The organism is Phenylobacterium sp. (assembly GCF_004297125.1).
Lineage (GTDB): Bacteria > Pseudomonadota > Alphaproteobacteria > Caulobacterales > Caulobacteraceae > Phenylobacterium.
In genome coordinates, this window is sequence record NZ_SCVD01000039.1 from 290,588 (window position 1) to 314,349 (window position 23,762).

A 23,762-nucleotide genomic window follows, 5' to 3' on the forward strand; every position below is an offset into this window, starting at 1 on the left:
TCCCCTGAGGAGGAGGGATGATCGCCTAGGCCGCCTTCACCAGCTTCTTGACCTTCTTCACCGCCTGCTCGCGCTTCAGCCGCGACAGGTGGTCAATGAAGAGGACGCCGTTCAGGTGGTCCATCTCATGCTGGATGCAGACCGCGAAGAGGCCCTCGGCGTCTTCCTCGACCTGTTCGCCCTGGTAGTTCAGGTAGCGCAATTTCACCCGCGCCGGCCGCTCGACCTCGTCGAAGATCTCGGGCACCGACAGGCAGCCCTCCTCGTAAGGGGCGGTCTCTTCCGAGGCCCAGAGGATTTCCGGGTTCACGTAGTAGCGCGGCTGCGGCTCCTCGTCCGGGCGGGCAAGGTCCATGACGATCACGCGCTTGGGCACGCCGATCTGGATCGCGGCCAGGCCGATGCCGGGCGCGTCGTACATCGTCTCCAGCATGTCATCCATCAGCGCGCGCAGGTCGTCGTCCACGACATCCACGTTGGCGGACACCTGCTTCAGGACGGGGTGCGGGACGACAAGGATCTCACGAAGGGCCATGAGCGGCAGGTAAGGGCCGGATTGTTGAGCGTCAAGGTAGGAGAAGCATGGCGCGGCGTCAGGCCTCGCCGCCGGCCGCCAGGCGCACGGGCGGCGTCTCGTCGGCGGTCAGCTTGGCCAGCGGGCGAACCGCCACGTCCACGGGGGTGAGCTCGACCACGTCCTTGCCCTGGTGGTCGACCTTCAGCTCCTCGAACCGGCGGGCCTGGGTCAGCACCTGGGTCTCCAGCGAGCCCACGAACTGGTTGTACTTGCCGACCGCCTGCTCCAGCGCCCGACCCACGCCGCCCGCGTGGGCGCCCATCACCGCGATGCGCTTGTAGAGCTCCTTGCCCAGGTCGGCGATCTTCTGGGCGTTGGCCGCCTGCTCCTCGACCCGCCAGCCATAGACCACCGCCTTGCACAGCGCGAACAGGGTGGTGGGCGTGACGATCACCACGCGGCGGTCCATGGCGTCGTTCATCAGCTCCGGCGCGCGGTCCAGGGCGGCGGCCAGGGCCGAGTCCAGCGGCACGAACATGGCCACGAAGTCGGGCGAGTTCTCGAACTGGTCCCAATAGGCCTTGGCCGAGAGCCCCTGGATGTGGCCGCGCACGCTCTGCACGTGGCGCAGGCCCGCGGCGTCGCGGCTGAAATCGTCCTGGGCGTCCTGCAGCTCCAGGAAGGCGTTCAGCGAGCACTTGGCGTCGATCACGAACAGCCCGCCGCCCGGGAGGCGGATGGTGACGTCGGGCCGGCGGCGGCCCTCCTCGGTGTCGGTGGAGGTCTGCTCGTCGAAGTCGAAGCGGCCGGAGAGGCCCGCGGCCTCCAGCACGTTGCGCAGGGTCTGCTCGCCCCAGCGGCCCTGAACGCCCGCGCCCCGGCGCAGCGCCGCCGACAGCTTGCGCGCCTCGTCCTGGGTCGCGGCCGAGGCGGCCAGCATCTGGGCGATCTGTTCCTTCAGGCCGCCCTGTTCCTCGGCGCGTTGCTTCTCGACGGCGGTCACCTGCTCCTGGAACTTCTGCAGGCTCTCGGCCACCGGCTTGAGCTGCGCCTCCAGGCGGGCCTGGGCCAGTTGCTCGCGGTTGCGCACCGCCTCCTCGTTGCGGCGCAGGATCTCCTCGGCGACGCCGGTCGCCGACTGGGTGACCTGGGTCCGCAGCATCTCGCCCTGCTCGGCCATCAGGGTCAGCCGCAGCTCCGCGTGCGAAGCCCGGCCGCGCTCGCGCAGCGCCCAGGCGATGGCGGCCACGGCGACCAGCGCGCAGAGGACCGCAAGGATGAGCAAGCCGTTCATGCTGTGTTCTTAGCGGGTTAGCTGAGTCGGGGCCAGGGCCGCGGCGAATGGCGCTTCGCATCCGATTGTGTAACCGTGATCTCCAAGAACGGGAGGAACGCCATGACCACGACGGCTGCGGTCGCGCCGGTGCGCGCTGCGTTCGGCCCCCTGGTGGTGCCGCTGCTCGCGCTGGCGGTGTTCATCAACTACGTGGACCGCGGAAACCTCGCCACGGCCGCACCGCTGATCAAGGGCGAGCTGGCGCTCAGCTCCACCCAGGTCGGCTTCCTGATCTCGGCCTTCTTCTGGACCTACACGCCGGGACAGATCCTGGCCGGCTGGCTGACCGAGCGGATCAACGCCTACCGCACCCTGGCCGTGGGCCTCGCGCTCTGGTCGCTGGCGACCTTGCTCAGCGGCTTCGCCACCGGCTTCGTCGGCCTGTTCGTGCTGCGGCTGCTGCTCGGCGTCGGCGAGAGCGCGGCCTTCCCGTGCAGCTCCAAGCTGATCGCCCAGCATGTGCCCGCCCATAAGCTCGGCGGCGCCAACGGCCTGATCATCATGGGCCTGTCTCTGGGCCCCGCGGTCGGCATCTTCTTCGGCGGCCTGCTGATGGCCGAGCTCGGCTGGCGCGGCGTGTTCATCCTGTTCGGCGCGCTGTCGGTCCTGTGGTTATGGCCCTGGCTCGCCGCGACCCGCAAGCTCTCCGCCGCCGCGGCCACGCTCGAAGAGGGGCGCTGTCCGTCGTTCCTCACCATCCTGGTCCGGCCCGAGCTCTGGGGCGCCAGCCTGGGCCACTTTTCGGTGAATTTCGGCTTCTACTTCGTGATCTCCTGGATGCCGCTCTACCTGGTCCAGGAGCAGGGCTATTCGCTGGCCGAGATGGCCGGCATCGGCGGGCTGGTCTACCTGGCCTATGCGGCGGCCTCGCTGGCCAGCGGCTGGATCTCGGACCGCTGGATCGGGGCCGGCGGCACGCCGAACCTCGTCCGCAAGACCTTCTTCGTCGGCAGCCACCTGCTGGCCGCGACCGCCCTCATGGCCTGCGCCTTCGGAACCCCCGACGCGGCCCTGGCCAGCCTGTTCGTGACCGGGGTGGCGTTCGGGACGGTGGGTCCGCACATCTTCGCCACCGGTCAGACCCTCGCCGGCCCGCGCGCGGCGGGGAAGTGGATGGGCGTCCAGAACTGCTTCAGCAACATGGCCGGGATCCTGGGGCCGATCGCGACCGGCGTGATCATCGACCGCACCGGAGGCTTCCACGCGGCCTTCATCATGACGGCGGCGCTCAGCCTGCTGGGCGTCGTGGGCTGGGGCCTGATGATCCGCAAGATCGCGCCGGTCGACTGGACCGCGAAGGCCGGAGCCTAACCCACCAGCCGCCCGCCGATGGTCTCGCCGCGCGACAGGGTGGAGGTGATGGGGGCCAGCAGGAACATGTCGCCGATCCCGGCCGCCGCCGCCGCCGGTCCCACGTCGCGGATCAGGTGGTGGCGCAGCTCGTCGGAGATGCTGCCCTCCGGCGCCAGCGGGTCGCGGGCGAGCAGCTCGGCGCACTTGGCGTCGTCCGCCTCGCGGTCGCCGGTCAAGTCGCCCAGCCGCTCCATGACGATCGGATAGGCCGAGGGGGTCCGCGCCGCGTTCAGCGCCGCGGCCATGACGATGCCGTCCAGGAACGAGGCCTTCGACAGCGGCACGCCGTTCCAGATCACGAAGATCGGCGTCTGGCCCACGGTGTCGAACAGGATGGCGAACAGCTGCCCCTCCGCCGGCAGCAGCCAGCCGTCGAACAGCAGGCCGGCGCCCCCCACCTTGAAGCTGAGCAGGCCGTTGGAGGCGCGGCGGATCATTCCGTGGTCGTGGAAGAACCGGCCCGGCATCATCACCGAGGGCCGCGTGGTGCGCCAGAAGCCCTCGTAGGTCGCGCCCCGCCGCTCGGTCGTCAGCCTGGCCATCTGCAGCACCGGCATCGGCAGGGCGTCGCCCGCCTCGGCCGAGGCGTCGTGGCCGTTCGCCGGCGCCGCGACGCCCAGGAAGGCCGCCAACCCCGACATGTCGCGGTCCCAGTCCAGCATGGTGAAGCCCGTGCACCGCTGCGAGACCACCCGCGTCAGGTTCTCCAGATTGTGCGCCGAGGGGCTGACCACGCCGGACGCCCAGCGCCCCACCAGCGACTTGTCGACGGCGAGTTCCGCCGCCAGGCGCCCGCGGCTCATCGAGAGCGCCTTCAGCACCAGGGTCAGCTTCTCGTGGAAGTGAGGCGAGGCAGACATCGCGGAACATAGTTCCCTAAGGACCGCAGAATGCAACCCCTCCATGCAACGGTTGCACGATGGGTTGCACGCGGCGCCCGCAACCGTTGCGCCTCTCGGCGCACGTCGCCGCATGTTGCTGCACCTCCGCGAGGCCCCGGCGTCCGCATAACGTGATCTTCAACAAGAGGCGGTCGCAGGCCGCCCGGCAGGAGGTTCCGATGCGGCTGGCGCAACATCTCTTCTACGCGGTCGCCGCGCTGATCGGCGTTTCGCTGGTCGCGCTCCAGGATCCGTCCTTCTCGGTGGCCATGGCGGCCGCCGGGGGGCCCGCGACGGCCTGCAGCAGCGACCACCTGGAGCGGCCCTGCGATCCGGGCGTCCAGGTCGCGGGCGTCATGCAGGACGGGCATGTGATGGCCCGCTGAACGAGGCAATGAGCCAGGTGCGGAGGCTCCTCCCAAGCATCCGCGTCGTCCTGGCTCCGCGTCGAGGCCGTCTCTCGCGGTCCCTTGGCGCAGCGGTGGAGGGAACCGTCCCCCCCGCACGGACCCCGCAGGGGTGCTGGCGCTCCGCGTCGCCGACGGCCTTCCTCACGGCCGCCAGGCGGCGCGGGGTGTCGTCGTTCGTGAAGCTCGCGTCTAGGCCGGCCTGCGGGCGCGCATGGCCTGGGCGATCGTCCCGTCGTCAAGCCAGTCCAGTTCGCCGCCCACCGGCACGCCGCGGGCCAGCATGGTCACGCTGACGTTCGCGCCCGCCAGGCGGTCGGCGAGGTAGTGGGCCGTGGTCTGGCCGTCCACCGTGGCCGGCAGCGCCAGGATCACCTCGCGCACGCCCTCGTCCGAGGCGCGGCTGACCAGCGGACCGATGCGCAGGGCGTCCGGCCCTACCCCGTCCAGGGCCGACAGAAGCCCGCCCAGCACGTGGTAGCGGCCCCGGAAGGCGCTGGCCCGCTCCATGGCCCACAGCGCGCCGACCTCCTCCACCACGCAGACCAGGGTCGGGTCCCGGCTGCGGTCCGAACAGATGGCGCAGGGGTCCTGGGTGTCCAGCGAGCCGCAGACCTGGCAGGTCTTCACGCGCGCCGCGGCCTCGGCCAGCGCGTCCGACAGCGGCAGCAACAGCTGGTCGCGCCGCTTCAGCAACGCCAGCGCCGCCCGCCGCGCCGACCTGGGCCCAAGCCCCGGCAGCTTCGACAGCAGGCCGATCAGGCGCTCGATCTCGGGTCCGGCGGAGGCGGCCACTCTAGCCCTTCGGGACCCGCGTGGCCTGGCTCATCACCACCACCCACTTGCCGCCGCGCTTCTGCCAGACGTCGATGAAGCGCAGCTTCACGTCGTAGGGCTCGCCGCCCGAGGTTCCCTTGGCGCGGGCCACCCCGCCCAGGATCGCGGCCGTCCCCATCACCTTCTCGACCTTCTCCTCGACCACGAAGGGCTCCAGCTTGTAGCCGGGCGCCACCTGGTCGGCGATGAAGCTCTTCTTGTCCTGCACCTGGCCGCCGGAATTGTGCAGCACGTAGTCGTCGGCGATCAGCCGCTCCAGCTCGGCCTTGTCGCTGGCGACCTGGGCCCGGTCGTAGTCATGCGCGGCCTTGGCGAGGTCGGCGGGGAGCGCCACCGAAACGGCGGCCAGGAGGGCGGCGATCAGCATCAGAACTTCGGCATCCCCGGAATGTTGAGGCCCGCCAGCGGGCCAGCCGCCTCGCGCATCACCTCGGCCTGTTTCTCGTCCAGCTTGCGCTTGGCGTCGGCGTGGGCGGCCACCATCAGGTCGGCCACCACCTCGCCCTCGCCCGGCGCCATCAGGCTCTCGTCCAGATCGACGCGGGCCAGTTCGCCCGTGCCCTTCAGTGTCAGCTTCACCATGCCGCCGCCGGACGTGCCCTCGACCTCCAGCGCGGCGATCCGCTCCTGTGCTTCGGCCATGCGCTGCTGCATGGCCTGGGCCTGCTTCATGATCGAACCGAGGTCCTTCATCGCTTAATCCTCGTCACCGTCTTCTTCGGGAGGCGGCGCTTCGGCCGGCTCCGGTTGCTGCAGGTGGCGTATGCCCACGATCTCGGTTCCGGGGAAGGCCTGCATCACCCCCTGGACGAACGGGTGTTGCTCGATCTCGGCGCGGACCTCGCGCTCCTCGCGCTTCTGCTTCTCCCACAGGCTCTCGGCCCCGCCGCCGCCCTCGGCCGCGATCAGCCAGCGCTCACCGGTCCATTCCTTCAGCCGCGTGACCAGCCGCTGGGCCAGGTCGTTCGGCGCGCCGGGCGCCGGCTCGTAGGTGATCGCGCCCGGCCGGAAATTGATCGGCCGGATGAAGCGCTCCACGTCCAGCTTCAGCCGGATGTCGCGGCGCCGGTCGATCAGCGCCAGCATGTCCTCGAAGGTCTGCAGGTTGGCCACCGGCTCGGTCGCGGGCAGCCCCGGGACCATCTGCTGGCGCGCCACCGCATTGGTCGCGAGCCCCGCCCGCGGCGCGCCGCCACCACCACCACCCGGCGGGCCGCCGGCGGGACCCGAGCCGCCGGCCGGGTTCTCGCCCGACTGCAGCCGCTTCAAGGCCTCCTCCGGCCCCGGCAGGTCCGAGGCGTAGGCCAGCCGCACCAGCGCCATGTCCACCGCCGCCGCCGCATCGGGCGCGCGGCGGACCTCCTCGTAGGCCTTGAGGGTCATCTGCCAGATCCGCGAGAGCGTCCCGGCCGAGACCGCCGCGCCCACGGCGGCCAGGCGCTGCGCCTGCTCCTTGGGCATCACCAGCGCCTGCGGGCCGATGGCCTTGGCCACCGAGGCGCCGTGGGTGTGGTCCAGCAGGTCCATCACCACCTGGTCCGGCCCCGCGCCATAGCCGTAGAGCTGGCGGAAGGTCTCGATCGCCGCCCCCGCCTCGCCGCGCATCACCTGCTCGAACAAGGTGATCGTCTGCGCCCGGTCGGCTAGGCCCAGCATGTCGCGGATCGAGGCCGCCGTGACCGTCTGGCCGGGTTCGGCCTGCACGATCGCCTGGTCCAGCATGGACTGGCCGTCGCGGACAGACCCCTCGGCGGCGCGGGCGATCAGCATCAGGCCCTCGGCCTCGACCCGCGCGCCCTCGTTCTCGCAGATCATCTCCAGGTTCTTGACCAGCACCTCCGGCTCCACCCGCCGCAGGTCGAAGCGCTGGGTGCGGGACAGGATGGTCACCGGCACCTTGCGGATCTCGGTGGTGGCGAAGATGAACTTGGCGTGCGGCGGCGGCTCCTCCAGCGTCTTCAGGAGCGCGTTGAACGCCCCCGTCGACAGCATATGCACCTCGTCGATGATGTAGACCTTGTAGCGCGCCTCCACCGGGGCATACCGCACGCCTTCCAGCAGCTCGCGGATGTCGCCCACCCCGGTCCGCGACGCGGCGTCGAGCTCGAGGACGTCCATGTGCCGCCCCTCGATGATCGAGCGGCAGTGGAACCCCTCCTCGCGCAGGTCCAGCGAAGGCTCGTGCACGGTGGCGGTCTCGTAGTTCAGCGCCCGGGCCAGGAGCCGGGCGGTGGTGGTCTTGCCCACCCCGCGGACGCCGGTCAGCATGAAGGCGTGGGCGATCCGCCCGGTGGCGAAGGCGTTGCGCAGCGTCCGGACCATGGCCTCCTGGCCGTAGAGGTCCTCGAACGAACGGGGCCGGTACTTCCGCGCGATGACGGTGTAGGCGGCGCCGGAGTCCTCGGCGTACGCCGGCGGAGGCGCCGCAGCGGCCGGCGCCTCGCCGAACATGTCGCCCGTGTTCGGATCGCGCTCGGGCAGGGAATCGTCTTGCGGGAGGTCGTCGTCGCCCATATCCGCATCTAACGGGACGGCCCCATCTCGGGGAAGAAGAAAGCCGGCCCCGGCGCGGAAAGCCGCGCCCGGCGGTCAATCTCCGTCATCGAAAAATCATTATTACTTGTTTCATACTTACTGGACTCCCACGCGCGCCGAAGGCAGTGTCCGGCAGCCGAGAGGCAAGGTCCCGCACGATCCCACCGGCCCGGATCCCGCACCCGACACCGGGCGATGGCGCCGGCGGGGTCGTGCGCGGCCCGTGCCGCTCACCCACGGGAGTATCAGTATGAAACGATTAGCGTTTTCCATCGCCGCGTCGATCGCCGCCGTCGCCCTGACGGCCTCGGCCGCCGATGCCGCCACCTACATCAACTACGGCCCGGTCGGTTCCGACGGCGGCTTCAGCATCACCTTCGGCAACACCGGGATCACCGACCCGGCCATCAACGACGTCTTCGACTTCCAGATGCCGTCGGGCCGGGCGGACTTCGTGGTCACCTCGACCATGAGCGGCGGCAGCCAGAACATCACCTGGTCCAGCATCGCGTTCAACGGGACCGAGTTCGACTCAGGCTCGGTCGGCTGGAACGAATTCAGCTTCCTGAACGGGGTCACGGTGACCAAGGACCAGCTGCAGCGCCTGGTGCTGACCGGCGTCGGCGGCGGCAACGCCTCCTACAGCGGCGTGATCACCTTCATGCCCACCGCCGCCGTGCCCGAGCCGGCGTCCTGGGCGCTGCTGATCGTCGGCTTCGGCGGCGCGGGCGCGATCCTGCGCCGGACCAGCCGGTCTCGAACTGTCCTGCCGGCGGCCGCCTGACCCCAGATCCCGGGCGAGCCTCACGGCGCGGCACGACGCCCCGGTCGCAAGGCCGGGGCGTTTCGCGTTCCGCCAGGCGAAAGCTGGGATGTGGGGAAGGTGGAGACCGAACGGCAACCCGGGACGTGACCCGTTGTGGCTGCTTCCTTCCGGACCTGACCAGGTTGGCGAGGCGCCCGTCCGCCGCCGATCTCCGTCGCGGCATATGGCGGATCGGGGGCCCGGGGGCAAGGGGGAGGGGAGCCGGACCCTCGAAGGTCCGGCCCCATGGCCGGGAGTCCAGCTCGCCGCCACGCCTCGTCGGCTAGGCTCCCGCGATCGCCTTTTCCACGTCCTGCAGCGCGTGACCGGTGAGGTCCTTGGGGATCTCGCCGACCAGGATGTCCTTCAATTTGGCATGGTACTGCGGACGGATGGCCCCAAGGGTGCGGGGGGCCGCGATGACCAGGAGGGCGGAGATCCCACCCGCCAGGACCTTCTTGTTGAGTAGGTCCGCGACGCCGGTGGAGAAGCCGTCTTCCCTGTCCTGCCCGCCATCGGGGTTTGCGGAGCTGCCATGACGGCCGGGGGTCGATCCCTGGTGATGGGCGTCGACAGGCTCGTGAGCCAGGGGCTCCAGCTTGAGGTCGGCTTCGTCACCGGCGTTTCGGAACAGATTGAATTTCTCGCCGTCCGCGACCGCGACGGTGGCGCCCTTGGGAAGCTGCATTGGGAATCTCCGGACTTGGCCGCGGGCTGCGGCGCCTAAGCAGGGCCATCCCACACTCAGTTGGTCATTGATCATCGTCAGCGCCCGGCGCGGCGCGAAGTTCCCCTCTCATCGCGAGGAGGACCGCAGAATGGCGCCTTGATGATCGCAGGCTTCGGCCTGGCCGGCTGCGCGCTCCGCGCCCGCCGGCAGGTCCTCGCGGCCTGATGCGAAAGCGGGGCCGAATGGCCCCGCTCAGTATCCTAGCGCTTGCGGAACTGGGGCCGCGCCGGGCCGCCGCCGACCCGGGGGCCGGTGTCGCGGTGGCGGAAGATGATCCGCGCGCGGTCCATGTCGTAGGGGGTCATCTCCACCGTCACCTTGTCGCCCACCATGGAGCGGATGCGGTGCTTCTTCATCTTGCCGGCGGTGTAGGCCAGCACTTCGTGGTCGTTTTCCAGCCGCACGCGGAAGCGGCCCTCGGGCAGCAGCTCGGTGACTTCACCTTCGAACTCGACAAGATCTTCTTTGGCCAATGGGCGGTCCTATGTGTGCAAGGCGTGATGCGGGCCGGCCTGTTCCACGGATTCCAGGATCCGCAGGTTCACGCTCGGGCCAATACCGATTTTGAGCTGCGCTAGATGGGCTCTTCACCGGCAAAAAGCAAGTTATGCGGCCCGCGACGCCTTCACTTGGCCGCCATCACCGCGTCGAGCTCCGCCGCATCGTGCCGCTCCGGGAGCGAGGGCTCGCCCTGGGCGCGGTTGACCAGCCGGCCGCGCTTCACCGCCGGCCGCTGGCCGATCAGGTCGGTCCAGCGCTGGACGTTCTTATAGCTCTGCACGTCCAGGAACTCGCCGGCGCCATAGGCCCCGCCCTTGGCCAGCAGGCCGTACCAGGGCCAGACCGCGATGTCGGCGATCGTGTACTCGGACCCGCCCAGGTACTCGGTTTCGGCCAGCCGCCGGTCCAGCACGTCGAGCTGGCGCTTCACCTCCATGGCGAACCGGTCGATGGCGTATTCGATCTTGAACGGGGCGTAGGCGTAGAAGTGGCCGAAGCCGCCGCCCAGGTAGGGGGCGCTGCCCATCTGCCAGAACAGCCAGGACAGCACCTCGGCCCGCTTCGCCGGATCGGTCGGCAGGAAGGCGCCGAACTTCTCCGCCAGGTGGACCAGGATCGCGCCGCTCTCGAAGATCCGGATCGGGGTGGGCCCGCTGCGGTCCATCAACGCCGGGATCTTGGAATTGGGGTTCACCTCGACGAAGCCCGAGCCGAACTGGTCGCCGTCGCCGATATTGATCAGCCAGGCGTCGTACTCGGCGCCGGTGTGGCCCAGCGCCAGCAGCTCCTCGAACATCACCGTCACCTTCACCCCGTTGGGCGTGGCCAGCGAATAGAGCTGGAAGGGGTGCTTGCCGACCGGCAGCTCCTTGTCGTGGGTCGGGCCCGCGATCGGGCGGTTGATGGCGGCGAACCGGCCTCCGCTCTCCTTGTTCCACTGCCAGACCGTGTCCGGGACATAGCCGGCGGGGTGGTTCGGAGGCGGTTCGGACATCTCGCGGTTCTCCATGCGGTTCTCGCTCGCGCCCACGACCCGGCGCCGCCTGGATGTGGGGCGCCGGGTCGGGTTTGGCCAGTCGGACCCGCGATCAGGCGGCGACCGCCACCTCGGGAGCCGCCACGGGCCCCGGATCCGCATGCGCCGGCCAGACCAGCCGGGCCGCCAGCGATCCGTCCCGCAGGCGGATCCTCAGTTCGCTGCCCAGGCCGTGGCCGGCCAGCCGCGCGGCCAGCCGCCGGGCCGTGCTCTCGGCGGCCCCTCCCCTGGCGAAGACCATGTCCCCGGCCAGCGCCGGGAGCGACACGCGCCAGCCCGAACCGAGCGGCGCGACCTCGATGATCTGCATGGCGATCTCCTTCGGCCCGGCGGGATCAGCCCTCGAACCGCTGGGCCCAGTCGAGGCGCTCCAGCGCGTCCCGCACCTCCCGGAACGGGACCGGCTCCGGGGTCCCGAGCAGCCACCGCATGGCGGGCTGGTCCTGCACGGCCGAGGCGTCCGACGCCCAGGACGAGAGCACCGCTCGCTTCTCGTCGGCGTCGAGGTCGGGATCCTTCAGCACGTCGCGGGGGTGGTTGTAGCCGACGGCCGGCCTCAGCCAGCGCTCCAGCGCGGCGGCCAGCCCCTGTTCGCGGATCAGATGCTCCGAGGTCGCAAGCCTCATGGCGATTCTCCTGATGTCTGTCCTTTCTCCACGCGCCCGCCGAGGAGCAGGCGGGCGCGGCAAATGATTTGGAATCCATGCGGCCGGTTTCAAGAGGTCCCGCCCCGCCTCGACGCGCGCCGAGCTGCGCCCTAAGTAGGTCGCCATGCCGCTTACATCCTTCCTGAACACCTTCGCCGGAAACCCGCTGGACCGCGCCAGCGAGCGACGCGGCGACGCCGCCTGGCTGGCCGAGCAATTGGCCTCGCCGGAATCGCTCGGCATCGCGCTCTGGAACGGCAAGCCGTTCGTCGAGAAGACGAAGGATGGCGCCCACCAGATCGCCTACCTGCCGGCCAAGATGGTCGAGGAGCTGTCGGGCGGGCCCGAGCGCCTGCTGTTCATGGGCCTCTGGAAGGAGACCGCCGTCTTCGCCCTCGACATCGAGGGCGCCAGCGACCCCGGCCACGGCCCGCTGCAGGGCCTGGGCGAGTTCAAGGACCTGCGCCAGGTCGCGATGCAGTTGCCGCCGACCGACGCGGCCATCCTCGCCACGGCCAAGTCGATGTTCGAGTGGCGCCGCCGCCACCAGTACTGCGCCGTCTGCGGCCAGCCGTCCGCGGCCAAGGACGGCGGCTGGAAGCGCCAGTGCCCCGCGTGCGAGGCGGAGCATTTCCCCCGCACCGACCCGGTGGTGATCATGCTGGCCTACCACGGGGAGCGCTGCATGCTGGGGCGCCAGGAGGCCTGGCCCCCCGGCATGTTCTCGGCCCTCGCCGGCTTCCTGGAGCCGGGCGAGAGCATCGAGGAGGCCTGCGCCCGCGAACTGGCCGAGGAGGCGGGCCTGCGCACCCGCCAGGTCCGCTACCACTCCACCCAGCCCTGGCCCTATCCATCGTCCCTGATGATCGGCCTGATCGCCGAGGTCGAGGACGACGAGGGCACGCCTGACCAGACCGAGCTGTCGGAGGTCCGCTGGTTCACCCGCGAGGAAGCGAGGCAGCTCCTGAAGGGCGAGATCGAGGGCGTCTTCGCGCCGCCCCCCCTGGCCATCGCCCATCAGCTCATCAAGGCCTGGGCGCACGAGGCGCAGACGTAAGGCGCGAGCCGCCTCAGGGCCTGGAAGAGGCGGCTCCCGTGAGCCATTCGCGGGTATGGCGCTGATAGCTGGGCCCGATCGGGACGGCGGTCCCGTCCGCGAGGATCAGGACCTGGCTGCCGCCGCCCGACGTCTGCAGGGCCTGGACGGCGTCCGGGCGCACCAGGGCGGAGCGGTGAACGCGCAGGAGCGCCGGCGGCGGGAACCGCGCGGCGATCGACGCCATGGTCGCACGCAGGATGTACGAGCGGCTGGCGGTGTGCAGCAGGGCGTAGTCCTTCGCCGCCTCGATCCAGGAGATCTGCCCCAGGCTGACGCGAACCAGGCCTCCGCGACCCTGGACCCAGAAGCCGTCGATCGCCCCGGCCGCCGGCGCCGGGGCCTCCGCGGCGTCGGTCTGCGCGCCCTGGCGACGGCGGCGTGCGCGAGCCACCGCCTGGCGCAGCCGCTCCAGCCGCAGCGGCTTCAGCACGTAGTCCGCCGCCTCGACGTCGAAGGCGTCGACGGCGTGGCTGTCGAAGGCGGTGAGGAAGACGATCTCGGGCCGGTCCTGCGGCGGCAGCGCGCCGGCGACGCCCAGGCCGGTACGCCCCGGCATCTGGATGTCCAGCACGGCGAGGTCCGGCCGCAGCGCCGTGATCAGCTCCAGCGCCTGGAGCCCGTTGGCCGCCGCGCCCACCACCACGGCGTCCTCGATGTCCCGGAACGCCAGCGCCAGCCGTTCGAGCGCCAGCGGCTCGTCGTCGGCGATGACGACGCGCAAAGGCGGGGTCATATGCAGCCCTCCGCCCATTGGAGCGGCACGCGCACCTCCGCCAGGTAGCCCTCGCCTTGTCGTCCTGCTTCCAGCGACGCCCGACCGCCGTAGAGGAGCGCCAGGCGTTCGCGGACGTTGCGCAGGCCGGTGCCGGTTCCGGGCGCCTGGCCGCAGGCGTGGCCTGCCCCGCTGTCCGCCACGCTCACCAGCAGGTCGTCCGCCTCGCGGCGCGCGGACAGGCGGACGTCCACCGGGCCGAGCGCGGGCGAGACGGCGTGCTTGATGGCGTTCTCGACCAGCGGCTGGAGCAGGAAGCTGGGGATTAGCGCGCGCCCCAGTCCAGGTTCGTGATCGTAGGCGACCCGCAGCCGCGCGCCGAAGCGCACCGCCTCGATGTCCAGGTAGTTCTCCAGGGTCGCCAGTTCGTCGTCGAGCGTCGCCAGCGGCTGGGCGTCGGCCCCGAGCGATGCGCGCAGGAAGTCCGACAGCCGGCCGATCATCGCCTCGGCGTCGTCGCGCCGCCCGATGGCCACGAGCGAGGAGATCGCATTGAGCGTGTTGAAGATGAAGTGCGGGTTGAGCTGATGGCGCAGCATGGCCAGCTGGGCGCTCACCGCCAGCGTCCGGGCGGCCGCCAGCTGCGCCTCGCGCTCGCGGGTCTCCGCGGCGGATCGCAGGATCGTCGAGGCCATGCCGAAGAAGGCGTAGAGGGTCGCGAAGATCACCACGTGGCTCTCGGCGATCAGCGACATCACCCACGCGCGCAGGACGCTGTCGGACACGATCCGTCGCACGTGCGGACCCGGATCCAGCCAGGCCTGCAGACGACCTTCGACCTGCAGGTCCAGCAGGGTGTGCGCCGTGGTGGCCGCCAGAACGCCGAGGCCGAGGCTGAGGATCGCCCATCGCGGCCGCGCGGCCAGGGTTGAGAGGCGCCACAGCGCGAGGCTGAACACCCAGCCGGCCAGCGCCATCAGCAGGGCCCGCAGGAGGTTGGCGGTCAGGGGCTCGAAGCGGTTGGCGATGCTGCTGGCCACCATCGCGCAGAAACCCAGGGCCCACAGCCCCGCCGCCAGCCGCAACACCGAGGACGGAGGCGATCTGGGGAGCCTGGCGGACGACGGAGACGTGGCGACCAAAAAGGACCTCCGGGGGGTGTGCGGCCATAGCATAGCCGCCCGGCCCGCGGCAGGCGCCGGGCTTCGTCGCAGCTTCGTCGCACCGCCATCGCCTGGTCGCAGACGGCGCGACGGCGGGGCCTCGGCGCGGGATCGCAGCGGCCCCGCCATTCCCTGGAAGCTTCGATGTCCATCCGCCGCCCCGCGCTAGCCGCCTCCCTTGCCCTCGCCGCCATTGCCGCCCCGGCCATCGGCGCCGAGGCGCCCGCCACCGTCCCGGCGGCCGCCCGATCCTCGGCCGCCACGCTGTCGCCCCGCGATCAGCACGACGTGCTCGAGCGGTTCGCCGACGTGCTGGCCCGGCGGTTCGCCGACGCCGACACCGGCCGCCGCTACGCCGCGCGTCTGCGCGAGCAGGCGGCCCGCCGCGCCTACGCCAAGCTGAGCGACCCGGTCGCCTTCGGGGAGGCGGTGACGGCCGACCTGCAGGCCGTCGCGCCCGACGGGCACCTGCGGCTCGCACCCAAGGCCAGGCCGCAGGTGCGCCGGCCCGCACCGGCCGACCTGCCCGCCAGCACCCGCGCCAGCGGTCCGCCCGGCCTGGAGGAGGCGCGGATGATCGGCGACGTCGCCTACCTGCGCTTCAACGAGTTTCCCCAGGACACCCGCACCGGCGAGGCCGCCCGGGCATTCCTTCTCGCCCACGCCGACGCCCGGGCGGTGATCCTCGACCTGCGCCCCCACCGGGGCGGCGGGCAGGCGACGATGGACGTCGTCCTGCCGCTCTTCTACGCCCAGCCCGCGACGCTGCTGCGCATGGACACCCGCGCCGAGGCCGAGGCCGAGGCCCCGCTGGAGGTCGGCCCCACCATGGTGCGCCAGCCCGGTCCGGACGGGATCATCCGGCGCGACCACGTGATCCAGCCCGATCCGGCGGAGACCCGGCTTCGCGATGCGCCCCTCTACGTGCTGACCTCGCGCCGCACGGCCTCGGCCGCCGAACATCTGGTGCTCGGCCTGAAACGGACGCACCGCGCCGTGGTGGTGGGCGAAACCACCGCCGGGGCCGGCCGCTTCGGCGGCTTCGTGGACCTGCCCCACGGCTTCGCGGCCTTCGTCCCGATCGGCCGCACCTACGACCCCGACACCGGCCTGGGCTGGGAGGGACGTGGCGTCGCGCCCGACGTCGCCGCCCCGGCCGACGACGCCCTCGCCGTCGCCCTGGCCCACCTCGATTCCCACCCGACGGCAGCTGCCGCCTCCCCGGCTCCGGCCAATCCCTGAAAGGACCTTCGATGACGATGCCCGTTAAGACCCTTGCACTCGGCGCGCTCGCCGCTGCGCTCCTCGCCACCGCTCCCGCCCAAGCCGCCACGACGGTCCTGCTCAGCCAGAACTTCAGCGGCGGACTCGGCGCCAACGAGCGGCTGTTCGGAAACTTCTCGGTGGGCGGGGGCCGCATGGGCCACGTCGCTGGCTACTACTCGAACCTCGAATATTCCTATTACGACGTGAGTCTCGACCTCACCGGCATGATCGACGCCCTGTTCAGCTTCGACTTCGCCGGCTCCGCCGAGCTCGGCTTCGACGGGTGGAACCTTCTGGGCGCCGCCGAAGGCTCGCCCTTCGACCCGGGCGCTCCGCTCATCGCCCAGCCGAACGTCCACAACCGCGTCGTGCAGGCCCTCCTCGCCCCAGGCGTGACGGGCGTCGCCTCCGGCCGGGCCACCTACGACCTCACGCCGTTTGCCGGCGAGGTGGTCAACCTGCGCCTGCGCTTTGCGAGCGACCACAGCATCACCGCCTCGGGCGTGACCTTCGACAACATCCTCGCCACAGGCACGCAGAAGGCCGTCTCTGCGGCGCCCGAGCCCTCCACCTGGGCCATCATGCTCGTGGGCTTCCTTGGCGCGGGAGCCATGCTGCGCCGCCGACAGGCCGCTCTGGCCTGACGCCGCCTATCGCGCCCCTCCCCGACGCCGGGAGGGGCGCCCCTTGTCTAGCGGCTGCGGAACGGATCGGCCGGATAGACGCCCAGGATCTCGAACCGCTCGGAGAAGAACCGAAGTTCCTCGAAGGCGCGGGCCAGGCCCTTATCCTCGGGCCGCCCGTCGACCTCGGCGTAGAAGAAGGTGGCCGTGAAGGCGCCGTTCTCCATGTAGCTCTCGAGCTTGGTCATGTTGACGCCGTTGGTGGCGAAGCCGCCCAGCGCCTTGTAGAGCGCCGCCGGCAGGTTGCGGACCCGGAAGATGAAGCTGGTCACGCAGGGCTCGGTGAACGGCGGCGGCGGCGGATTGGCGTCCGCCGTCATGATCAGGAACCGGGTCGTGTTGTTGCGCTCGTCCTCGACGTCGCGCGCCAGGATATCGAGGCCATAGATCTCGGCGGCCAGGGCCGGCGCCAGCGCCGCCTTGGTCGGATCGGGGTGCTCGGCCAGCAGCTTCGCGGATGCGGCCGTGTCGCCGGTAGGCTCGCTCTTCAGGTTCGGGTTCAGGCGTTTAAGCGTCTTGCGGCACTGGCCCAGGGCGAACGGCATGGACAGCACCGTGGCCACGTCCTCCAGCTTCGTGCCCGGATTGGCCATCAGCTGGAAATGGATCGGCTTGAACCGCTCGCCGATGATCTTCAGGCCCGACGACGGCAGCAGGTGATGCACGTCGGCCACCCGGCCGGCGATCGAATTCTCCACCGGGATCATGCCCAGTTGGCAGCCGCCGGACTGCACGGCCTCGAACGCCTCCTCGAAGGTGGCGTTGGGAACCGGCTCCATCTCGGGAAACGCCGCCATGCAGGCCTCATGGCTGTTGGCGCCCAGCTCGCCCTGGAAGGCGATGCGTCCCTTACTCATGGAGTGTCCTTGCATACTGTCGCGCGCGCTCCAGGTCGGACGGGTTGTCCACGGAGATCGGCGCGTCGTCGGCCACGGCGGCCCAGATCGAAAGTCCCAGTTCCAGGGCGCGGAGCTGTTCCAGCTTCTCGCGGGTCTCCAGCGGCGACGGCGGCGCGGCGTTGAACCGCTCCAGGGCCGCGCGGCGGTAGCCATAGATGCCGATATGCCGCCACACCGGCTGATCGCCATGCAGGGTGGAGCGGGTGAAGTAGAGCGCCCGGCCGCTGCGGCCGTCCGCCTGCATCGACAGCACCGCCTTCACCACGTCCGGATTGCTCCGGTCATGGGGCGACGCTTCGGGCGCCACCACGGTGGCGATGTCGCAGGACGCCTCCCGCTCCAGCAGGCCGGCGCACGCGGCCAGCACCGCCGGCGAAACGAACGGCATGTCGCCCTGCAGGTTGATCACCACGTCATGCTCGCGCCCGGGGTCGAGCTGCGCCAGCGCCGCCAGGATGCGGTCCGAGCCCGACGGCAGGTCCGGATCGGTGAGCACCGCGGTCCCGCCCGCCTTCGCCACCGCCTCCACGATCTCGGGATCGCCCGCCGCCACGGCCACCGGACCGGCGTTCGCCGCCTGCGCCTGGCGCAGGACGCGCACGATCATGGGTACGCCATCGATGTCCGCCAGGGGTTTCCCCGGCAGGCGTGTCGCGGCCATGCGCGCGGGGATGAGGACAATCGGGTTCATGCCGTATGGGCTGGGACGTCTTGGGCGGTTGCGCGAGCGCCGGTAGCGTGTAAGAGAGCCGCACGCAATAAGGGGCGGGATTCCCGCGCGTCCGGGGGCTCTGCTCTACGGCCGAATAGAGGCGTGACTAGGGGATTATGAGCGACCTTACGTTCAACAAGATCGCCGGCGCCGTCCTGGCGACGGGTCTGGCCATTGTCGGCCTTCGTGAGCTTTCGGCGGGTGTCTTCACCCCCGAGCATCCTTCCAAGCCCGGCTACATGGTCGAAGTCGCCGAAGAGGGCGGTGAAGGCGGCGCCGTCGCGGACACGCCGCCGGACTGGGGCACGGTCCTGCCGACGGCCAATGTGGCGGCGGGCGAAGCCACCTTCGCCAAGTGCAAGTCCTGCCACTCGATCCAGCAAGGCGGCCCGAACGGCACCGGCCCGGACCTGTGGGGCGTCGTGGGCCGCAAGCCCGGCACGCACGGCGGCTTCGCCTATTCGGCGGGCATGACCGACTTCGGCGGCAAGCAGCCGGCCTGGGACTACGATCACCTCTACGAGTTCATCAAGGGCCCGCAGAAGTACATCCCCGGCACCAAGATGACCTTCGTCGGCATCAAGAAGCCGGAAGACCGCATCAACCTGATCGCCTACCTCAAGTCGCAGGGCGGCACCCTGGCCGTCCCCGCGCCCGATCCGTCGCGTGCGCCCGGCGCGGCGGCCCCGGCGGCCGGCGCGGCTCCGGCCGCGGAAGGCGCCGCGGCTCCGGTGGCCGCCGAAGGCCAGCCCACCGCCACGACGGCCGCTCCGGCCTCCACCAGCGGCGGTCCGGCCGGCCAGGCTCCCGCCGCCCCCGGCGCGCCGGCTGCGGCCCCCGCGAAGAAATAGCGGCGGCGGAAAATTGGATTACGGAATGGCCGGGCTCAGTCCCGGCCATTTTCGTTTCAGACCCGCCGATAGCCTGTCGGCTGGCCGGATCCCGCGCCGTCGATGCGGGCGATGGCCTCGGCGAGCGTTTCGACGACCGTCGCCATGTGATGGCCGTTGGCGTGGACGATGCGTCCCTCGCCGATCCCCAGCGCCACATGGCCTTTCCAGAACACCAGGTCGCCGCGGCCGAAGTCGGCCGCCTCGATCGGCGCACCGATCGCCTGTTGCTGGTCGGTGTCGCGCGGGCAGGCCCGGCCGCAGGCGAACAGCGCCTGCTGGATCAGCCCCGAGCAGTCGAGGCCCAGGCTCTCGCGGCCGCCCCAGAGGTAGGGCGCGCCCACGAAGCGCTCCGCCACCGCGGCCCAATCGTCCTCGAACTGGCCGATGGGCGACAGGTGCGCCGCGGTCATCCAGCCGGCGCCGGCGACCTTGGCCAGCCTGCCCTCGACGGCTTCCACCGTGACCAGGCTGTTGATCGAATAGGGGCCGAGCGCGCGCGACTTGATGCTGGCTTCGGCGAAGGCGTAGGTGCGCAGGGCCGCGACGCGGTGCGTGGGCATCGGGCCGGCAAGGGCCAGGGCCGCCGCCTCCACGAAGCCCACATAGCCGTCGCGGGCGGCCTGGCCGAACAGCCACGCGCCCTCTTCCTCCAGGACCTCGAACCGCTCGCCGAACAGAATCTGGTCCATCTGTTCGGAATTGGCGTCGGGCGCCGAGCGGATCGCCGCGGCGGGCGCCATGCAGCCCATGGCCTTGGGATCGAGGTACACCTCGGCTTCCAGCACGCCTTCCAGGCTGCGGGCGGCGATGCCGTCGCGCCAGGGCGTGATGCGCGGATCATGCTTCATGCGAAACGCTCGCGGATCATGCGGTAGAGGCCACGGATGGCCTGGGCTTCACCGCCGCCGGGGAATCCGGGACGGGCGCGGGGGTTCCACGCGAATATGTCTAGATGGACCCACGGGCCCGGCGGCGCAAACCGCTGCAGGAACAGGGCCGCCGTGACCGAACCCGCCTGGGCCCAGCCGTCGGGGTCGTTCTTGATCTCGGCCACGTCGCTGTCCAGCGCGTCGGCGTAGGGCTTCCAGAGCGGCATCCGCCACAGGGGATCCGATTCCGCCTTGGCTGCCGAGTCGATCTGCGCCGCCAGCTCCTCGTCGTCCGTGTAGAACGGCGGAAGCTGCGGTCCGAGCGCGATCCGGGCCGCGCCGGTCAGGGTGGCCATGTCGATGGTCAGGGCCGGTTCCAGCTCGCCGGCCCGCGTCAGGGCGTCGGCCAGGATCAGGCGGCCCTCGGCGTCGGTGTTGCCCACCTCGATGGAGAGCCCCTTGCGGGAGGCCAGCACGTCGCCCGGCCGCATGGCGTCGCCCGAGATGGCGTTCTCCACCGCCGGCACCAGCACCGCCAGGCGCACCGGCAGGCCGGCGGCCATGACCATGCGGCCCAGCGCGAGGGCGTGGGCGGCGCCGCCCATGTCCTTCTTCATCAGCCGCATGCCGGCCGACGGTTTGATGTCCAGGCCGCCGGTGTCGAACACCACGCCCTTGCCGACGATGCAGACCAGCGGCTTGCCCGGCTTGCCCCAGCTCATCTCGATGAACCGCGGGCTGCGGGCGGGGTCGGCCGCGCGGCCGACGGCGTGGATGGCCGGGTAGTTGGCCTCCAGCAGGCCCTCGCCCTCGATCACCGTGATCGTGGCGCCGTGCTGCTCGGCGATCTCGCGGGCGATGGTCTCGATCTGCAGCGGCCCCATGTCGTTGGCCGGCGTGTTGACCATGTCGCGGGCCAGGGCGCAGGCGTGGGCCACCTGCCGGACCTCGGTGACGTCGGCGCCCTCCGCCAGCAGGCGGGGCCGTTCGCCTTCTCGTGTCTTGTAGCGGTCGAAGCGGTAGCCCCCCAGCGCGAAGGCCAGGGCGGCCTGGTCGGCGCCGACGGCGTCGGGCTTGCGGGCGATCCGATAGACGCCGCCCGGCAGCTTGGCGGGCAAGGCGCGGAAGGTCGTCCAGGCGTCGCCCGCGCCGAACAGGACGCGATCGAGCGCGCCCGTGGCGTCGGGGATCAGCAGGACCTGGCCCGGCTTGCCTTTGAACTCGGCGGTGCGGGCGAGCGCCGCGGCGAACGCATCGGCCTCCAGGGCCGCGGTCGTTTCGGCCTCGGTCATCGCGTGGATCGGCGTGACCGGCCCGTCCCAGGCCTCGAGGATCGTCTCGCTCATGGTCAGAGCCCCACGGCTGCGGCGAAGGGGGAGCTCGCGAAGGCGGTGAGGGCGCCGATGGCGATCGCCAGGCCATAGGGGATGCCCTGCTCCCCGTCGGCCAGGCGGTTCACCCAGCGGGGGCCCAGCGCGACGATCGGGCGCAGGTTCGCGGAACGCAGCGACAGCAGCAGGATCGCCAGGCCGCCGCCCGCTACGGCGGTGCCAAGCACGAATGTGGTGAGCGCCGGCCAGCCCAGCCAGAGCGCCGCGGCGGCGATCAGCTTGGCGTCGCCCCCGCCCATCCAGCGCAGGGCGAACATGACCATGCCGGCCAGCAGGGCCGCGACGCCGATGGCCAGGTGCAGCCCCAGCGTCGAAAGCGGCAGGCCCACGGCGAGGCCGGCGACAGGGAACAGGGCCAGCAGCGCCAGCGAGATCCAGTTGGGGATCGTGAACGAGATCGCGTCGCTGAAGGCTGCGGCCAGGACCAGGGCCGGAAAAAGCAGCACAAGAACGGCGGCGAGCAACGCGAGCATCGGGGGCATGACCTCTCTGATCGTCCTTATGCCTTCCAGCGAATGAACGGACCGTTGCAGCATAGCTTGAAAAGAAAAAAGGCCCCCGGCGTTTCCGCCGGAGGCCTTTGTCTCGATCTGGACGAGCGCTTAGGTGTTCGCGTCCTTGAGCGCGGTCTCAATCGTTTTGAAGGTGGTGTTGAGCTCGGTGCCCAGGGCGCCGAGGGCGCCCACGAGGACGACGGCGATCAGGGCGGCGATCAGGCCATACTCGATGGCGGTCGCGCCGGATTCGTCTTTCAGGAAGCGGGTCATGAACTTGGTCATTTTAATTCTCTCCTAGATTCAGCGAGCAGACTGTGGGGGGCTCCAAGCTCTCGCCTGCTCGCCCCGAAGAACACGACCAATGTCCCCCACCGCGTTTAAGAGCGCATGAATCCGGATGCCTAATATCCGTATACGATTACCGGGCGTTAAAGGTTGATATCCGTAAACCATATGCCGGCAAAGCTTCGGATTCCCCAAGGGAATCAACCTGTCGTCACGCCGCGTAAGCTGAGCCGCGGCCGCCGCCGCGCACGAAGGCCAAGCCGACGAGGCCGACCGCCAGCAGCAGCAGCAAGGTGGCGAAGCCCCCCTGCTGCGTGCCCGTGGCGCGGGTTCCGAGGTTGACCAGGGTCGGCGCCAGCCACGCCGTGGCGACTCCCGACAGGGCGTAGACCCCGAAGAACGCGCCGGTCTGGGCCGGCGGTGTGATGCGCGTCAGCAGGGTGCGGCTGGAGGCGTATTGGGCGGTGATGAAGATGGCGCTGATGAAGCCCACCAACACGAAGACCACGTCCGGCAGGTGCGTGAACACCGGCCCGCCCCACACCGGCGCCGCCGTCCCCGCATCGTACGGCCAGAAGAACAGGATCAGGTCCGGTCGCATGCCCAGGAAGCCGGTCATCGCCACCATGGTCATCACGATCTCAAGCCGCAGCGCGTTCTTCGGCCCTATCCCGGCGTCCAGCCAGCGGCCGACAAACCCGCCCAGCACGGCGACGATGGAGAGCAGGATGCCATAGGCCAGCATCTCCAGCCCGCCCCACTTCATCACGCCCACCGCATAGACCCCGGCGTAGACCAGCACCCCGTTCATCCCGTCGACGAAGAACATCCGCGAGCCGATGTAGACCGCCGCGTCCTTGAAGTGGCTGATGGTCTTCAGCATCCGCCAGAGTTCGGCCGCGCCCTGGGCGAAGGCGCGGCCCACCGGCGTACCCGTCCGCGGCGCATCGGGCGTCCAGAGGAACAGCGGGATCGAGCCAAAGAACAACAGGCCCGCGGCCAGCAGGGCGACCACCCGCTCCGGCTCGTGCGTCGCCGGGTCCAGGCCGAACAGCGGCGCCGACGGCACCCAGCTCCAATCCACCTTGCCCGGCAGGGCGAAGGCCCAGGCGGTGAACACCAGGGCCAGCACCGAGAACAGGTTGCCCAGCGACAGCGCCAGGCCCGAGGCCTTGTGCGCGCCCTGCAATCCCGCCGCGCGGACCAGCAGCGAGTTGTGGAAGATCTCGTTGTAGGCGAACAGCACCTGCACCGTCATGGCGAACAGCATGGTCATGCCGACCGACAGGCCCGTGCCGTCCGGCTTGGCCCACCACAGCGCGGCGCACAGCGGGATCATCAGCGCGACGATCAGGCCCAGCCAGCCCTTGCGCTGTCCCAGCTTGTCGATCGAGGCGCCGATGAACGGCGCGGTGGCCATTACCGTCCAGCCGGCCAGTTGCTGGGCGTGGCTGATGACCTCCTGGCCCCGCACCGGGTCGCCGATCATCGACGAGGCCACGTAGGGCATGAAGATATAGATCGTGATCAGGATGACGAAGGGGTCGCGGCCGCCCTCGAAGATCGACCAGGCCACGCCGCCGCGGTCCAATCGGCCGTTGTCGGCGGCGAACGAGCCACGGGTGTCGGCGGCGTCGGTGTCTTTCACTCTGGCATCCCGCATAGCCGCACTCGGGGACGGCCTTGGGTCCACCGTAAACCGCGGAGA

At 70.6% G+C, this 23,762-nt stretch carries 28 protein-coding genes and 1 other RNA gene; 7 read left to right on the forward strand and 22 right to left on the reverse strand.

Translation table 11 applies throughout. The features are described from left to right. Nucleotides 1-25 precede the first annotated feature (25 nt). Together def and EPO51_RS26115 are read right to left on the reverse strand one after the other, a co-directional pair. A complete protein-coding gene (gene def, locus EPO51_RS26110) occupies nucleotides 26-535 on the reverse strand; it encodes a peptide deformylase (RefSeq protein WP_293356861.1) in 510 nt (169 codons plus the stop codon). Nucleotides 536-593: 58 nt separating this feature from the next. After that, nucleotides 594-1,811: a DNA recombination protein RmuC gene (locus EPO51_RS26115; protein ID WP_293356863.1), complete on the reverse strand. Its 1,218-nt coding sequence runs from the start codon at nucleotides 1,809-1,811 to the stop codon at nucleotides 594-596. Between the two features lie 102 nt (nucleotides 1,812-1,913). Between EPO51_RS26115 and EPO51_RS26120 the strand changes: the two genes are divergently transcribed. Continuing rightward, nucleotides 1,914-3,164, forward strand: coding sequence for an MFS transporter (locus EPO51_RS26120; protein WP_293356865.1), 1,251 nt, complete (start codon nucleotides 1,914-1,916; stop codon nucleotides 3,162-3,164). On the opposite strand, the gene EPO51_RS26125 is transcribed toward EPO51_RS26120, so the two are convergent. Next, a complete protein-coding gene (locus tag EPO51_RS26125) occupies nucleotides 3,161-4,066 on the reverse strand; it encodes a helix-turn-helix domain-containing protein (RefSeq protein WP_293356867.1) in 906 nt (301 codons plus the stop codon). The genes EPO51_RS26120 and EPO51_RS26125 overlap by 4 nt on opposite strands. A 200-nt stretch (nucleotides 4,067-4,266) precedes the next feature. On the opposite strand from EPO51_RS26125, the gene EPO51_RS26130 reads away from it, so the two are divergent. Then, complete coding sequence (locus EPO51_RS26130) at nucleotides 4,267-4,473, forward strand: hypothetical protein (RefSeq protein WP_293356869.1); 207 nt, start codon at nucleotides 4,267-4,269, stop codon at nucleotides 4,471-4,473. Between the two features lie 213 nt (nucleotides 4,474-4,686). Here EPO51_RS26130 and recR read toward each other — a convergent pair whose 3' ends face one another. The 4 genes from recR to EPO51_RS26150 are packed head-to-tail and all read right to left on the reverse strand — an operon-like array spanning nucleotide 4,687 to nucleotide 7,845. After that, complete coding sequence (recR, locus tag EPO51_RS26135; RefSeq protein ID WP_293356871.1) at nucleotides 4,687-5,289, reverse strand: recombination mediator RecR; 603 nt, start codon at nucleotides 5,287-5,289, stop codon at nucleotides 4,687-4,689. A gap of 1 nt (nucleotide 5,290) precedes the next feature. Continuing rightward, a complete protein-coding gene (locus EPO51_RS26140) occupies nucleotides 5,291-5,698 on the reverse strand; it encodes a nuclear transport factor 2 family protein (protein ID WP_293356873.1) in 408 nt (135 codons plus the stop codon). Further along, nucleotides 5,698-6,024: a YbaB/EbfC family nucleoid-associated protein gene (locus EPO51_RS26145; protein ID WP_293356875.1), complete on the reverse strand. Its 327-nt coding sequence runs from the start codon at nucleotides 6,022-6,024 to the stop codon at nucleotides 5,698-5,700. Before EPO51_RS26145 ends, EPO51_RS26140 begins: the two co-directional genes overlap by 1 nt. Before the next feature lie 3 nt (nucleotides 6,025-6,027). After that, nucleotides 6,028-7,845, reverse strand: a complete 1,818-nt coding sequence (locus EPO51_RS26150) for a DNA polymerase III subunit gamma/tau (RefSeq protein WP_293356877.1) — start codon at nucleotides 7,843-7,845, stop codon at nucleotides 6,028-6,030. A 271-nt stretch (nucleotides 7,846-8,116) separates the two neighbouring features. Between EPO51_RS26150 and EPO51_RS26155 the strand changes: the two genes are divergently transcribed. Then, nucleotides 8,117-8,650 (forward strand): FxDxF family PEP-CTERM protein, encoded by a 534-nt coding sequence (locus tag EPO51_RS26155; protein ID WP_293356879.1) that lies wholly within the window; start codon nucleotides 8,117-8,119, stop codon nucleotides 8,648-8,650. A gap of 97 nt (nucleotides 8,651-8,747) precedes the next feature. On the opposite strand, the gene ffs is transcribed toward EPO51_RS26155, so the two are convergent. From ffs to EPO51_RS26185, 6 genes are all read right to left on the reverse strand, one after another. Next, an RNA gene (gene ffs / locus EPO51_RS26160) (signal recognition particle sRNA small type) lies at nucleotides 8,748-8,846 on the reverse strand. A gap of 108 nt (nucleotides 8,847-8,954) precedes the next feature. Beyond that, entirely contained in the window at nucleotides 8,955-9,359 is a 405-nt protein-coding gene (locus EPO51_RS26165; protein ID WP_293356881.1) for a host attachment family protein, read from the reverse strand. 242 nt (nucleotides 9,360-9,601) lie between these two features. Further along, nucleotides 9,602-9,874 (reverse strand): translation initiation factor IF-1, encoded by a 273-nt coding sequence (gene infA / locus EPO51_RS26170; RefSeq protein WP_465246639.1) that lies wholly within the window; start codon nucleotides 9,872-9,874, stop codon nucleotides 9,602-9,604. A 152-nt stretch (nucleotides 9,875-10,026) separates the two neighbouring features. Further along, nucleotides 10,027-10,896, reverse strand: a complete 870-nt coding sequence (yghU, locus tag EPO51_RS26175) for a glutathione-dependent disulfide-bond oxidoreductase (RefSeq protein WP_293356883.1) — start codon at nucleotides 10,894-10,896, stop codon at nucleotides 10,027-10,029. Nucleotides 10,897-10,990: 94 nt separating this feature from the next. Continuing rightward, nucleotides 10,991-11,248, reverse strand: coding sequence for a hypothetical protein (locus EPO51_RS26180; RefSeq protein WP_293356885.1), 258 nt, complete (start codon nucleotides 11,246-11,248; stop codon nucleotides 10,991-10,993). Nucleotides 11,249-11,273: 25 nt separating this feature from the next. Further along, nucleotides 11,274-11,564: a hypothetical protein gene (locus EPO51_RS26185; protein WP_293356887.1), complete on the reverse strand. Its 291-nt coding sequence runs from the start codon at nucleotides 11,562-11,564 to the stop codon at nucleotides 11,274-11,276. Between the two features lie 145 nt (nucleotides 11,565-11,709). On the opposite strand from EPO51_RS26185, the gene nudC reads away from it, so the two are divergent. Beyond that, entirely contained in the window at nucleotides 11,710-12,642 is a 933-nt protein-coding gene (gene nudC / locus EPO51_RS26190; protein ID WP_293356889.1) for an NAD(+) diphosphatase, read from the forward strand. A gap of 13 nt (nucleotides 12,643-12,655) precedes the next feature. Here nudC and EPO51_RS26195 read toward each other — a convergent pair whose 3' ends face one another. Beyond that, complete coding sequence (locus EPO51_RS26195; RefSeq protein ID WP_293356891.1) at nucleotides 12,656-13,417, reverse strand: LytR/AlgR family response regulator transcription factor; 762 nt, start codon at nucleotides 13,415-13,417, stop codon at nucleotides 12,656-12,658. Next, nucleotides 13,414-14,484, reverse strand: coding sequence for a sensor histidine kinase (locus EPO51_RS26200; protein WP_293356893.1), 1,071 nt, complete (start codon nucleotides 14,482-14,484; stop codon nucleotides 13,414-13,416). Before EPO51_RS26200 ends, EPO51_RS26195 begins: the two co-directional genes overlap by 4 nt. A 219-nt stretch (nucleotides 14,485-14,703) precedes the next feature. Here EPO51_RS26200 and EPO51_RS26205 point away from each other — a divergent pair, with 219 nt between their 5' ends. Together EPO51_RS26205 and EPO51_RS26210 are read left to right on the forward strand one after the other, a co-directional pair. Then, complete coding sequence (locus EPO51_RS26205; protein WP_293356895.1) at nucleotides 14,704-15,801, forward strand: S41 family peptidase; 1,098 nt, start codon at nucleotides 14,704-14,706, stop codon at nucleotides 15,799-15,801. An 11-nt stretch (nucleotides 15,802-15,812) separates the two neighbouring features. Beyond that, entirely contained in the window at nucleotides 15,813-16,469 is a 657-nt protein-coding gene (locus EPO51_RS26210; protein WP_293356897.1) for a PEP-CTERM sorting domain-containing protein, read from the forward strand. Nucleotides 16,470-16,516: 47 nt separating this feature from the next. Here EPO51_RS26210 and EPO51_RS26215 read toward each other — a convergent pair whose 3' ends face one another. Continuing rightward, nucleotides 16,517-17,365, reverse strand: coding sequence for a prephenate dehydratase (locus EPO51_RS26215; RefSeq protein ID WP_465246640.1), 849 nt, complete (start codon nucleotides 17,363-17,365; stop codon nucleotides 16,517-16,519). Continuing rightward, complete coding sequence (locus EPO51_RS26220) at nucleotides 17,358-18,098, reverse strand: 3-deoxy-manno-octulosonate cytidylyltransferase (RefSeq protein ID WP_293356901.1); 741 nt, start codon at nucleotides 18,096-18,098, stop codon at nucleotides 17,358-17,360. Before EPO51_RS26220 ends, EPO51_RS26215 begins: the two co-directional genes overlap by 8 nt. Before the next feature lie 137 nt (nucleotides 18,099-18,235). Here EPO51_RS26220 and EPO51_RS26225 point away from each other — a divergent pair, with 137 nt between their 5' ends. After that, nucleotides 18,236-18,970: a c-type cytochrome gene (locus tag EPO51_RS26225; protein ID WP_293356903.1), complete on the forward strand. Its 735-nt coding sequence runs from the start codon at nucleotides 18,236-18,238 to the stop codon at nucleotides 18,968-18,970. Between the two features lie 56 nt (nucleotides 18,971-19,026). Here EPO51_RS26225 and EPO51_RS26230 read toward each other — a convergent pair whose 3' ends face one another. From EPO51_RS26230 to EPO51_RS26250, 5 genes are all read right to left on the reverse strand, one after another. Further along, nucleotides 19,027-19,860, reverse strand: coding sequence for a C40 family peptidase (locus tag EPO51_RS26230; protein ID WP_293356905.1), 834 nt, complete (start codon nucleotides 19,858-19,860; stop codon nucleotides 19,027-19,029). Beyond that, nucleotides 19,857-21,227 (reverse strand): leucyl aminopeptidase family protein, encoded by a 1,371-nt coding sequence (locus tag EPO51_RS26235; protein ID WP_293356907.1) that lies wholly within the window; start codon nucleotides 21,225-21,227, stop codon nucleotides 19,857-19,859. Before EPO51_RS26235 ends, EPO51_RS26230 begins: the two co-directional genes overlap by 4 nt. A gap of 2 nt (nucleotides 21,228-21,229) precedes the next feature. Beyond that, the gene (locus tag EPO51_RS26240) at nucleotides 21,230-21,754 is read right to left on the reverse strand and encodes an A24 family peptidase (protein WP_363201459.1); all 525 of its coding nucleotides are present in this window, start codon (nucleotides 21,752-21,754) and stop codon (nucleotides 21,230-21,232) included. Between the two features lie 120 nt (nucleotides 21,755-21,874). Further along, nucleotides 21,875-22,051, reverse strand: coding sequence for a Flp family type IVb pilin (locus EPO51_RS26245; RefSeq protein WP_293356909.1), 177 nt, complete (start codon nucleotides 22,049-22,051; stop codon nucleotides 21,875-21,877). A gap of 214 nt (nucleotides 22,052-22,265) precedes the next feature. Next, nucleotides 22,266-23,702 carry an MFS transporter gene (locus tag EPO51_RS26250; RefSeq protein ID WP_293356911.1) on the reverse strand — a complete coding sequence of 479 codons (1,437 nt, stop codon included), beginning with the start codon at nucleotides 23,700-23,702 and terminating at the stop codon, nucleotides 22,266-22,268. Nucleotides 23,703-23,762: the final 60 nt, after the last annotated feature.